Origin of the sequence: Bernardetia sp. Wsw4-3y2 (assembly GCF_037126295.1) — a bacterium.
Taxonomy (GTDB): Bacteria; Bacteroidota; Bacteroidia; order Cytophagales; family Bernardetiaceae; genus Bernardetia.
This window is the reverse complement of sequence record NZ_CP147017.1, coordinates 2636961-2649555: the sequence shown is the minus strand read 5'-3', so window position 1 is coordinate 2649555 and position 12595 is coordinate 2636961. Positions and strand designations below refer to the sequence as shown.

The following is a 12595-nucleotide window of genomic DNA, read 5'->3' as shown; positions in this document are numbered from 1 at the left end:
TATGTAATTTATGTTCTTACTCGTTAAATTGAACGAATAATCTAACTTTATAAACTCCATTTTGCTTACTTTTGTATCAAAATGGAGTTTTTTTATTTTTAATTAACCGTCAACGAGGTTAAAACCGTCGTTGAGGATTATGTTCCAATTATGACGACCCTACAAAACGATTTACTTTTAAGAACAGCAAGAGGAGAAAAAACAGAACGTGCCCCTGTCTGGACAATGCGCCAAGCTGGCAGAATCTTACCCGAATATAGAGAGCTAAGAGCAAAATTAAGTGGTTTTATTGAACTTGTTACTACGCCACATTTAGCAGCCGAAGTAACCATTCAGCCTGTAGATAGATTGGGAGTAGATGCAGCCATTATTTTTTCGGATATTTTGGTTATTCCTGAAGCTATGGGTTTGCCTTACGAAATGGTAGAAAAAGTAGGTCCTCGCTTTCCTCAAACTATCAAGACAGAAAGTGATGTCAAAAAAATGACCACAGATGGCATTGAAGAAAAATTGAGTTATGTAACAGAAGCTATTTCTATTACAAAAAAAGAATTGAATGGACGTGTTCCTTTAATTGGTTTTGCTGGCGCACCGTTTACACTTTTTTGTTATATGATAGAAGGCAAAGGCTCAAAAACTTTTTCAAAACCTCGTGGATTACTTTATGAAAATCCAAAATTAGCACATCAATTACTACAAAAAATAACAGATTCTACAATCATTTATCTAAAAGCTCAAATAAGAGCAGGTGCAGATATTGTACAAGTTTTTGACTCTTGGGCTGGCGTTTTGGGATTGGAACAGTACAGAGAATTTAGTTTGAAATACATTGAGCAAATTGTAGAAGCGATTGATGAAGTGCCTACAATTGTTTTTGGTAAAGACCAACATGCAGCAAGAGCTGATTTTGGAAAACTTCCTTGTAATGTTGTAGGAATGGATTGGACAATGTCGATTGAAGAATCAAGAAAATTGATAGGAAATGACAAGGTTTTGCAAGGAAACCTTGACCCTTGTGTTTTGTACGGCTCGTATGAAACGATAGAAGCAGAAACAAAGAAAATGCTTACTTCTTTTGGAAAAGGAAAACACATTGCCAATCTAGGACACGGAGTTTATCCAGATTTAGATTTTAATAAAGTCAAGCATTTTATTGATACTGTTAAGGCTTGGAAATACTAGGAATTCGATAATGAGTAACTATAAGACTTATATCCATTCTCTTATGTAAATTAACTTAAAGGATTTGAAATTTTTATATTTCGAATCCTTTTTTTATACAAACTAAATCAAGTTTTATACCTTTGTACTTTTAGAAGATATTCAAATAAAATAATATTCTCAAATACCATAACTATTTATTAAAATGAAATCACTATTTTTATTTAAAATGCTAATTATCCTCTCCTTTTTATTTATAAGTTGTAACGATGAATTAAAAGATACTATTATAGAAAATCAGCTTAACATAAACATAGATGGAACAGAATATCAATCAATAAATGAAGATGTTGGAGGAAATGAAAACTGTGATAAGCTATATATTACGGCTTTTTATTCGGATAAAGATAAAATAGATTTCAGAATTAGATTTGAGATTTCTAAAGAAGGAAATCTACTGAATGTTTGGTATGCAGAGCCTAAGGATAATCTATTTAAGACATTCATCACTCCAAACTTTAACCCATTATCGACATTTAGTATTTCAAATTTTTATTATGATTCTACTACTGGAGAAGTCAGATTTGATTTTGATGGAACTCTTTATCATGAATATGATAGTGATAATTCAATGGCTATTTTTGGTAAAATTAAAATTAAATCCCTAAAAAGTATTGAATGTTCAACTTATAAAAAGGGATTGTCTTATACTTCTAATCAACTCAATTTATTTAGCTTTTACACTTCTGCCACAAAGTATGAAGACAAAACTCAAATACATCGTTTTTTGTCTAATAATGGATTCAGAATTTATTTACATCTATCAAAGGATTTATGGCTTTATCCTTTAGGAGAAATTAATTTTGATGAAAATACCCAAATAGATAAAGTAGAGTTTAAAGAAATAATTGGAATTGTGGTAACTGATCAAGTCGGACTGGTTAAGGAAACACAATGGAAAAACTTCGAAACAAGTGGTGCAATAATAATTGAAGCCAAATATACAGAGAAAGGCAAAAAAATGATACGTGGAAAAATTAATCTTTTAGTTAAAGATAATGGACAAGTAATTTATAATCTGAATGGAATTGATTTTAAAACAAACAGTTTTGAATAAGAAAAAAGGATTTAAAGTTTTGATGCTTTAAATCCTTTTTTAAGTCTCTTTTTTTGTAGGAAATAAACACTATATTATTTTGTGAAATTTGCGAATAAAATGAATGAAAAATTCAAATATCGTCATAATAGCCTTTCCCTTATTAATGGGATTTTATTGTTTATTTTATGTATTGCTTTTGCTTGGTCAAATGGTTTGTATGATTGGCGCATCTATGTATTTTGGCTAGGAAGCATATTTTGTTTTCATATATATTTTTCATATCGTAAATACTTCTTGTTAATTGATGATGAAAAAATAAGTTTCAATCGTGGATTGTGGAAAGATAAAAAAATAGTAGTAAATGATATTGAAAGAGTTGAGATTCAAAAGAGATATTTTCTCCTTAAATTAAAAAATGGAAAAACTCAAAAATTGTACAAACTGTCTTTTGAGAAAGATGCTATTTCAAAACTTGAATCTATTTTAAACTCATTTAATTAAGATATAGCAACACTATTTTGATGCTATTTTTCAATATCTTAATCTAGATTTTAATAAAGTCAAGCACTTTATTGATACGGTAAAGGCTTGGAAATATTAGAAAAACAAAAAGGATTTAAAGTTTTGATGCTTTAAATCCTTTTTTTAAAAAATAAATTTTATAGGTTTAAAAAGTTTTTAAATCACATCACGCTTATTTTTCACTAAGTCGTACATCAATTCTCTTGCTCGGTGTAATTGTGCTTTTACAGTTCCTAGAGGCGCATCTAGTTCGGTTGCTATTTCATCATACGAAAGTTCGTCAAAGTAGCGTAGTTCTACCAATTTTTTATATTTTGGAGGAAGCTGATCGACAAAATTTCTAATAATTTCTATTTTTTGTGTTCGGATTGCTTCTTCTTGTGGTGTTAGATTTTGGTCTGGAACATCCATTTGAATCTGTTCACCTGAATCATTTTTATAAGGCGTATGTAAACTTAGCGTTTCTAATTTTTTCTTGCGAATAAAATCGATACAGTTATTGGTTGCAATACGGAAAAGCCACGTACTAAACGTATATTCTTTCTTAAATTTCTTTAGACTTTTAAATGCTTTTGTGAATGCTTCGACTGTCAAATCTTCAGCATCGTCAGTATTTTTTACCATTTTGAGAAGCATAAAATACACCGAATTTTTATAACGATTCATCAGTTCAGCGTATGCTTGTTGGTCGCCTTTTACTGCCAAATCAATTAAATCAAAATCTTTTAGAGCTTTGTCTGAAAATTCTTTATCATCAGCATTAGACAAAGGATTTTTATTTACTTTTTCTTCTGAATTTTCGGAGTTTTTTTTATTATCTTTCATCAATAGAGGTGTAATAAATACTTTTTTTTTGTAATAAGTTATTAATATTTTTCTTTATAATAAATAACTTCTGTGTTATTTGCTACGTTGTTGTTGGTGTTTTCACAAACGACATATAGCTATTTTTAATCCATAAATCAAAACTAGGTAAGAAATGGTCATTTTGACACATTTTTTCAGGATTTACTTTGTTAGAGTCGTTTCTATACTATTTCCATCTTTTAGGAGGAAAAAAAACTGCCCCTATTCCCACCACGAAATAATAAAAAATAAATACGAATTCAAAACCCAAAAAGGCAGTAAAAAAATCTTTAAATAAGTATTTGTAAAAATTTTTATACGTAAAACGGCTTGAAACGTAATTATTTTGTATTTGGTTATAGAATATACGCAAAATAGCAAAAAAAAGCAATTGACGAATCAATTCAAAACCTAAAACTTCATAAAAGCCATTTATAAAAAACCCTATAATAGCGATATACCAAAAAAAGATACTCAAAGGATAAATACTAGAAATAACTTTCTGACGAAAAGAATATTTTGTTCCAACAGACAAATGTCGCCGTTTTTGATGTAGCCATTCTCTAAAACCTTGAGGTGCTTTACTCTCTGTTTGTCCATCCAAACAAATGCCTACATTTTTATAAAATCGTTTTTCTGAAAAAATTAAATCATCATCTCCTCCTAATTGAGAAGCTATTTTTTCAAAACCTATCGTGTTACTTGTCTTTGTTGGGGACACCCAAAACGGCTGGATATTTTCTTCTACTGACGACAAAAAAACACTTTTTTTATAAGCCAAATTTCTTCCCACTCCCATATAAGCCATCCCAAAATTAGCAAAAGATATATATTGAAGTGCTGTTAGTAAGGTCTCGTTTTGTATAAACCAATTTAAAAAATTACTCCTTTCTTTTTTATACAATGAAATTCCCACAACTGTATTTATTTCTTTATCAGAAAATGAATTTGCCATCTTTTCTATCCAAAACCTATCTTTTGGCAAGCAGTCTGCATCTGTCAGTAAAATAATTTCATTTTTAGCTGCTTGTATTCCTATATGTAAAGCATATTTTTTTCCATTCCAATTTTGAGGTTTTTCGTTGATAGAAATAAAATGAAAGTTTTTAGCTGGATTATTTTTTTTGAATTCTTCCAAAATCTCTAACGAATTATCGTCTGAACGGTCATTTACTACAATAACTTCAAAATCTGAATAGCTTTGATTAAAAATAGAAATAAGTAGTTTTTCTAAATTATGTGCTTCATTTCTTGCTGCCATGACAACAGAAATAGTTTTTTTAGAAGATTTATTTTTGATTTTTCTAGTAAAGAGTAACTTAAAAATTACGACAAAAAAGCTACCTTGTAGAACAAGACTAATTACTAGAAAACCAAAAAAAATATAAATTTGATTCACGCTTTTTTATTCTCACAATGAAAAATACTTTTTTACTTCTGACTTTACTCTTATATGCTTGTTCGCCTACAAAAAAATCAGTTAAGCAAGATGATAAAACAGATTTAGATTCTATTCAAACTGAAATTATCAAAACAAAGATAGTAGAAACAGAGCCAAAAGAAGAACGTTTAAGGTATTGGTATATTTATTCAAATGGAAATCATAAACAACCTTCTGATTCTCTAGGTTGGTATAGGTCAGATTATGAAAAGTCATTAGCTCTCTACAATGATGTTGATAATCTTTCAAAAACTGTACACAACATAGGACTTCACGTTTCTATTTTATAAATTGGAAAATGAAAAGTTTGCTTTTGTAATTGATTCTACGACAAAAATATATAAATTTATTGAAGGAAATTATAAACAAATTATTTCTACTAATTCAGCTTTTGCTTTTGGAACAAATGTAAAAATTGAGCAAAAAAGATTGAATCTAGATAAGTTTAAAGATGTTTTAGTAGAAATTCCTAGTGGTGGAATGGGTGGTTCTGAATTTTTATTTCTTTTCTATAACCCTACAACCAAATCGTTTGATTACGATTATGAAACAGAACTTAGAAACATAGAATTTGATATAAAAAAGCAAAAAGTCGTTAGCCATTATCAGTGGTCTAAAGCAACATTTGTTTTAGAGAACAATAAATTCAGAAAAATAGATCAAACCTATTATTTAAGATTTAGTAGTGCCAAAGAAGAGTTTATTGACAAAGAACAAGTTACCAAATACGACAAAGAAGGAAGAATAGTAAGTATTGATACAGTAAAAATCGAATAAAAGAATAGAATCGTAATTCCTAATTCGTAATTCGTAATTGATTTTTAACCTTCTTAAAATATGACCAACTCGTTTCATTGGGTTGTGAATATTCTGTTGGAGCATGCTCAAAAATAGGCTGCTTTGCTCTTACATAATCTTTTATATCTTGTGGCAATCCTTCAAAACCTTCCAAAATTTTATAACCTCTACATTGATACACTAAATATCCTTGTTTGTCGCCCATGTTCATAAAAGGAAGCCATTGTCCGATACGTGTCCATGAAATAGTGGCAGGCATATCTGTTATCATTGGATTTTCTAAATCACTTTTTCGCACAAAAAACTGGAATAGTTCTGCACCTTGATACAAATCACTTTGTACATTTTGAGGAAATTCTTTTCTTGTAATAAGTGATGGATAAGTCAGAAAAATATCAGCATAAAAACAAACCATATCCTGTCCTAACTCACTATAAGGAATACCATAAACTGTACTTTCATCACGATTTTGCTCATAATTTTCTTTAATATCATACGGAAAACGTTGATTTACAGGATTGTTCCAAACGTGAATTACTTCTAAAGAATCTTTATTTACTTTTGAATTTTCATCTAAAAAAGGATTTTTCATTTTTTCTATTATCTCTCCTGTGCGCTTGTCTGTATATAAGGCTACTTCTCTAGTCAATAATTGTCTTGAAGAATCTGTTTTTAACCATCTTGACATACTAAAACCTTTCATTCCCATTATCTTTTTACTTCGTTCTCCATCAATGAAAGAATAAATATTACCTTCCCAATAATAAGTGCTTTCTTTTGCTGAATTTCCATTTTCTAAGCCTTCCACTGAACTTCTAATTTTCATAAAAGCATCAAAGTTTTGTTTGTCATCTTCTAAATCAATTTCTTTATTTGGGTCAGAATCTAAAATTATTTCATTATCTAATTTATCTTTCAGACTATTTTTTATTCTATCAGATTCGCTATTCTGACTTATTTCGCTTTTCTTTGTTTGACAACCACACAAAATCAAACTCAGACTAAAAGTGATTATTCTTATCCACAACAAAAGGTTAGGGTATATTTGCTTAAACATATATTTAGTTTTCTTTATTTACAAAAAATGTAGTAGTAATTATAGATTCTATTCCCAATTGATTTTCTGTAAAGCTAAACAAATTAGTAAGTTTTAGATTATAATTTTAGAATTTTTTTTACAAAAAAATAGTACACTATGGAAATTATTGGAAGAGTAGAATCAGTAGGTTTGACAGACTTAGAAGTACCTTTGATAGATGCTAAAACTGATACTGGAGCTTATACTTCTTCGTTACATTGTCATAATATTAGAGTGATAGAGGAAGATGGAAAACAATTATTGTGTTTTTCTATTCTAGACCCAACTCATGAAGATTATCAAGAAAGAGAGTATCGTTTGGAGGAGTTTTCTCAAGCAAAAGTACGTAGCTCAAACGGAGTAGCTCAAACTCGTTATAAAATTAATACTCGTGTACGTATTGGACGAAGTGATTATAGAACCTATTTTACACTCACAAACAGAAAAAGTATGCGTTACCCCATCTTACTTGGTAGAAAACTGTTAAGTAAACGTTTTTTGGTAGATTGCTCACAAACCTACTTATTACCTATGCCTAAAAAAAAGAAGTAAAACAGAGTTGATAAAATATTATCGTAGTCTTTTTTGACTAAAACCACAAAAGGCTCATTCTACAAGTAGAATAAGCCTTTTGATTGGTGTGTGTGTTGTGTTATTTGTGTGTAAGGTCAAAAAGTGTTTCGATTCCAAACAAATGAAAACTAAAAACAGAGTCTCATTAAAACCTTTATGTTATTTGAAAACAGTTTTCAGTAAATATATTTGTGTGTATTGATATATTTCTGGGTGTGTAAAACTATTCTCTGTGTTTTATTCCAATTTTGTGACAGAAAAATTGTATCTTGCTAAGTCTTTGTAAGTTATCTCATTTTATTATGAGTGACTAATTACTACTTTTGCTTTCTACAAGTGTGTTTTTCTTCTAGCACATAACAAATTTACGGCAAGTCTAGTAGTAAAAATTATACGAAACTCTCTATTTTTTGAATCAATCCTTCAAAGTGTTCAAAAAGCAATACTATTGTTTCGTTTTATTAAAAACATTTATTTTGTTTTGTGCATAGACACTCTTTTCAACTTTGGTTTTGGCTTACTTCATTGATTTATCTTTTATTTTATGTCTATTATTTCCTCTGAATCTACAACATATCAATCTAATAGAACTACTCTATCCGTATTTAATTATACTGATAAAATTAATTCTATTCATTCTGTAAAGCCCAAAACAATTCAAACTGGCAAAGTTACTTTGGTTATAATTTTAGATGGAAATCTCAATTTTGAGTACAAAGAATACAATCAAAGCTGTACGATAGGCGAATCATTAATTATTCCTCCTCATAAAGCAGTCCGTTTGGAAGTCTTAAATATAGCTGAGGAAAAACAGAATAAAAAAACTGCTAAAACTAAAAAAAGTGGTCTTTCTTGGATTGAGGTGGAAGTTCCTATAGAAATGGTTAATCTAACTATTTCTCAATACAATAAAATAGGAATAGCCGAAGATGATTGTAAATTAAAGGTCGAAAATAATTCAGTTTGGCAGTTTGGAGAAAAACCTATCAATGTTACACATGACACGAGTATCAAGAAAGCTATTACAAGATTAATTGACTTGTTTACTGAAGAGCATTATAATAAAGATGTCTTTATAGATTTTGCTCTAAAAGAACTTATTTTACGATTTGTCCGAACTCCTGCACGAGATAAAATAGAAGTAGAAAAAAATGAAGATTTAGAAAATGACACCAATCCAAGTATTGAAGCTGTTTTAGATTATATAAAAGAACATATTGACGAGCCTATTTCTATTGATACCTTAACCGATATTGCCAGTATGAGCAAAGCTGCATTTTTCAGGACTTTCAAAGAAACCTTAGATATTTCACCAATTGATTATATTAATAGAGAGCGTGTAGAAATTGCAAAAAATCGTTTGGTAGATATTTCGAAGTCAGTTACTGATATTTGTTATGAATTAGGCTACAATCATATGACTTATTTTATTCGTGTTTTTAAGAAATATGAAGGAATAACACCCAAACAGTTTCAAATAAAACAGAATAAAGAGAATAAAGAAAACAGTAAAAACGAGGACAAACAGATAGAAAAAGAAAATAAATCAAAAGAATAATTTTAATTTTTCATTGTAATCAAATATTGATATTATGTGTAAATTTAAAGAAATTTAATTTTTTCGTAACCTTACAACATTTTGTTTCGTTGTTGTAGATATATAAGTCTGTTTAGTTTAAATACTTTATAGTCTTCCAAAATAAATTACTCACTATTAAAATAACTATCTTCTTTATGAAACTTACAAAATCTACTTACGATTCAGTTTTAGCAGGTGTTTGTGGAGGAATTGCAGAGGCTTTTGGCTGGGATAGCAATTTGATTCGTATGGCATTTGTTTTATTTACATTTTTTGGAGTAGGCTCACCTATTCTTATTTATATCATTTTAGCTTTAGTAATGCCTAAAGAGTTCTAAGTTATCTACTAGAAGAGTAATCAAAATAGTAATATATATATAAAGCAAAAGATTTTTACATCTCTTATTTTGCATCAAATTCCACCTTTTAAACAAGTTAATTGTTAAAGAGTGGAATTTTTTATGGATTTGCTTGTACTTTCAGTTTATTTTTTCAAAAGTTTACTAACTTAGCATATCCTTTTCCAAAACTATTCTGAAATAGAAAAAAACTAAAATCGGATAAAAATGTAGAAAAACAAAACAAATTTCTATAAAAAGACCTTCTGAATACTTGTACTATCATCAATATAAAGTTTATATACTGCCATTTATCCTAATAATAATGTAATTGAATCATGAAAAAATATTTTCTCTCTACTCGTTGTAGCTCATTTTTTAACCTTATTTTCTTCTGTACTATACTCTTTATTAGTAACAATCTTTTAGCTCAACAAGACGCTCAGTTTAGCCAATACATGTTTAATAGTCTTTATTTTAATCCAGCAGCAGCAGGAAGTGATGCAGATTATACAACAATGGGCGTTTTTCATAGAAGCCAGTGGATAAACTATTCTCCTACGTTTGATGATGGTGGTGCGCCTAGCTCACAGGTTGGTTTTGTGAGTATGCCTCTCAATCGTATCAATAGTGGTATAGGACTTCATTTTGCGAATGACAAGATTGGTCCTTTGAGCAGCACAGAAGTACAGATTTCTTATGCTTATCATTTTAATCTCAAAAATAAAGACCGTATTTCGTTTGGACTACGTGGAGGTATGTATAATCAAAGAATTGATTTTAGTCAGTACCGTCCAAATCAAGAAAATGACCCAAGAATTCCAAGTACAGGAGTAGAAAATCAATTTCAACCTGATTTAGCAGTCGGCTTATATTATCAATCTGTAAAAGGATACTATGTTGGAGTAAGTACAAATCACTTATTGAAATCTACTTTTGATTATAGTACAGGAATTGATATTACTTCTCTACAACCTCATGTTTATTTGATGGGTGGAAGTAGTTTTGATATTTCTCCTTCTCTTATGTTGCAACCTTCAGCTATTTTGAAATTTACTTCTGGAGCTTTATCCTATGAAGGAAGTATTCTATTGAATTATAACGAAACTTATTTTGGAGGTGTTTCAGCTAGAGCTTCTAATGCACTTGATGCAGGAATATTTATTTTGGGAGTAAACATGTTAGAGAATAAAGACCTTAGAATAACCTATTCATTAGATTTGGTAACAAGTGGAAGAGATGCAAAACAACCTACTTCACACGAAATTTCAATTGGTTATCGTCTTCCTTCTCCGAAGCCTAAAGTTTTACCTACAATACGAACGCCTCGTTTTCGTTTCTAATACATAAGTGTAAAAGAAATTTTTAGTCTACTAGAAGTTTTATTTTAACTTTTCTATTGAAAATCTTAGAAAAAAATCTTTTTTCACCAAATAATCTATTGAATTAGTTTAATTTTGCGTTATATTTCACTTTTTTAGTAAAAGATTAAAAAAAAGTTACCTAGATTCGACGAATAGACAGAAAATTTCGATAAATTTGATAAATATTTCGGTAAAACTATACTAATCTCTAAAAAATGTAGTTATTAGTATAAGAATAACAAATAGAGTAATAGACCAATTACATCTATTTAATTGATAACTAATGATTTATATTAAACCATTAAAACAATAAATAGGCTATATTTGGCATTATTATTCTATGTTTACTCTGAAAAAAAACTAATCTGATTCGAAAATTTAATTTAAAAGTCTGATTTAAAGCTTTACTTTTAGTATTTAATTGACTATCTAATATTTAAGAAACTCATCACAAAACAAATCTATACTATACTTATTCACTCTAACAAGCAATAAGGATAAAATTTTAAAATAGATGCGTTCTTGACCTTTATAACAAGAAAACCGAACATGACTACGAACATGATACAAAAAATCCGTACAACTCGTACAATTTGGGCTGTCCTTTTAGGTATAACTGCTGCCCTTTTTCTTCAAAGCTGTGGTGGTGGTGGAAACCTAGCCAAATTACAAGAAAATGGAGAACTTACTGGTACTTTGGGGCGTGAAGGCTGGAGACAAGAAGTTCCTTATGGAATGATTGTAGTTCCTGCTGGTACATTTCATATGGGACAAGCAGACCAAGACATCTTATCTTCAAAAATAAATATGAACCGTCAGATTACAATTGGTGGTTTCTATATGGATCAAACAGAAATTACAAACAATGAATATCGTCAATTTATTGATGAGATGACTGAAAACCCAGATTCAGTTGATGGCGAAATTCTATCAGAAGAAGAAATTAAAGAACGCTTTTATCCTGATACTACAGTTTGGATGACAAACTTTACACATCACTATGGCGACCCAATGACAGAAAACTATTATGCTCACCCTGCTTATGATGATTATCCTGTAGTAGGTGTAAGTTGGTTTGCTTCCAAAGCATTTTGTGGTTGGAGAACTAAATTTATGAACGAAGCTAGAGAGTCTGCTGGTAAATTCCCAGTTCCTATGTTCCGTTTGCCTTCAGAGGCTGAATGGGAATACGCTTCTCGTGGTGGTCGTGATGTAGCAAAATATCCTTGGGGTGGTCCTTATACAAGAAATGCTAAAGGTTGTGCACTTGCCAACTTCAAACCAGGTCGTGGTAACTATTACGATGATGGTTTCCAATATACAAACCCAGTAGGTGCATATTTTCCTAATGATTTTGGTCTTTATGATATGGCTGGAAATGTTGCTGAATGGTGTAACGATGCATATGCTCCTAATGCAATGCCTTTAATTTGGGATTTGAATCCTACTTTTATTGATGATAGTGAGCCTCGTAAATTGGTTCGTGGTGGTTCTTGGAAAGATATTGCTTTCTTTATCGAAACAGGTACTCGTAATTATCAATACCAAGATTCAGTAACTGCTTATACAGGCTTCCGTTGTGTGATGACTTACTTAGGTCGTTCTTCTGGAATGGAATTCTAATAAAAAAGTAAATAGCATTAATACTCTAAAACTCATCTTTTTAATAAATCACTTAATTTATTTGTGTTTATTCAGAAGGTGAGTTTTTTTATGAAAAATACTTTGGTAGCTTTATCGATAATAAATAAGTGTTAATTAGCTTAAACTATATATTTAACGAAAGGCTATTCTTT

The 12595-nt window shown here is 29.8% G+C and carries 13 protein-coding genes; 10 read left to right on the top strand and 3 right to left on the bottom strand.

Annotated elements, in window-relative coordinates:
• The first annotated feature begins 150 nt into the window (after positions 1-150).
• From hemE to V9L05_RS10750, 3 genes are all read left to right on the top strand, one after another.
• Positions 151-1182 carry a uroporphyrinogen decarboxylase gene (gene hemE, locus V9L05_RS10760; protein ID WP_338811894.1) on the top strand — a complete coding sequence of 344 codons (1032 nt, stop codon included), beginning with the start codon at positions 151-153 and terminating at the stop codon, positions 1180-1182.
• 184 nt (positions 1183-1366) lie between these two features.
• Entirely contained in the window at positions 1367-2278 is a 912-nt protein-coding gene (locus V9L05_RS10755; RefSeq protein WP_338811893.1) for a hypothetical protein, read from the top strand.
• Between the two features lie 99 nt (positions 2279-2377).
• Positions 2378-2761: an EbsA family protein gene (locus V9L05_RS10750; RefSeq protein ID WP_338811892.1), complete on the top strand. Its 384-nt coding sequence runs from the start codon at positions 2378-2380 to the stop codon at positions 2759-2761.
• A 177-nt stretch (positions 2762-2938) separates the two neighbouring features.
• On the opposite strand, the gene V9L05_RS10745 is transcribed toward V9L05_RS10750, so the two are convergent.
• Positions 2939-3607, bottom strand: a complete 669-nt coding sequence (locus tag V9L05_RS10745) for a sigma-70 family RNA polymerase sigma factor (RefSeq protein ID WP_338793244.1) — start codon at positions 3605-3607, stop codon at positions 2939-2941.
• Between the two features lie 208 nt (positions 3608-3815).
• A complete protein-coding gene (locus V9L05_RS10740; RefSeq protein ID WP_338811891.1) occupies positions 3816-4889 on the bottom strand; it encodes a glycosyltransferase in 1074 nt (357 codons plus the stop codon).
• Between the two features lie 155 nt (positions 4890-5044).
• Between V9L05_RS10740 and V9L05_RS10735 the strand changes: the two genes are divergently transcribed.
• Positions 5045-5359, top strand: coding sequence for a hypothetical protein (locus V9L05_RS10735; RefSeq protein ID WP_338811890.1), 315 nt, complete (start codon positions 5045-5047; stop codon positions 5357-5359).
• A gap of 1 nt (position 5360) precedes the next feature.
• Entirely contained in the window at positions 5361-5846 is a 486-nt protein-coding gene (locus V9L05_RS10730; RefSeq protein ID WP_338811889.1) for a hypothetical protein, read from the top strand.
• Between the two features lie 19 nt (positions 5847-5865).
• Here V9L05_RS10730 and V9L05_RS10725 read toward each other — a convergent pair whose 3' ends face one another.
• Entirely contained in the window at positions 5866-6924 is a 1059-nt protein-coding gene (locus V9L05_RS10725; RefSeq protein ID WP_338811888.1) for a DUF1838 domain-containing protein, read from the bottom strand.
• Positions 6925-7062: 138 nt separating this feature from the next.
• Between V9L05_RS10725 and V9L05_RS10720 the strand changes: the two genes are divergently transcribed.
• The 5 genes from V9L05_RS10720 (at position 7063) to V9L05_RS10700 (ending at position 12422) form a co-directional block, all read left to right on the top strand.
• Positions 7063-7497 (top strand): RimK/LysX family protein, encoded by a 435-nt coding sequence (locus V9L05_RS10720; RefSeq protein WP_338793248.1) that lies wholly within the window; start codon positions 7063-7065, stop codon positions 7495-7497.
• A 565-nt stretch (positions 7498-8062) separates the two neighbouring features.
• Entirely contained in the window at positions 8063-9076 is a 1014-nt protein-coding gene (locus V9L05_RS10715; protein WP_338811887.1) for an AraC family transcriptional regulator, read from the top strand.
• A gap of 176 nt (positions 9077-9252) precedes the next feature.
• A complete protein-coding gene (locus tag V9L05_RS10710) occupies positions 9253-9435 on the top strand; it encodes a PspC domain-containing protein (RefSeq protein ID WP_338793250.1) in 183 nt (60 codons plus the stop codon).
• Between the two features lie 338 nt (positions 9436-9773).
• Positions 9774-10778 carry a type IX secretion system membrane protein PorP/SprF gene (locus V9L05_RS10705; protein WP_338793251.1) on the top strand — a complete coding sequence of 335 codons (1005 nt, stop codon included), beginning with the start codon at positions 9774-9776 and terminating at the stop codon, positions 10776-10778.
• Between the two features lie 570 nt (positions 10779-11348).
• On the top strand, positions 11349-12422 hold the full coding sequence (locus V9L05_RS10700; RefSeq protein ID WP_338811886.1) for an SUMF1/EgtB/PvdO family nonheme iron enzyme: 1074 nt from the start codon (positions 11349-11351) through the stop codon (positions 12420-12422).
• The last annotated feature ends 173 nt before the right edge of the window (positions 12423-12595 follow it).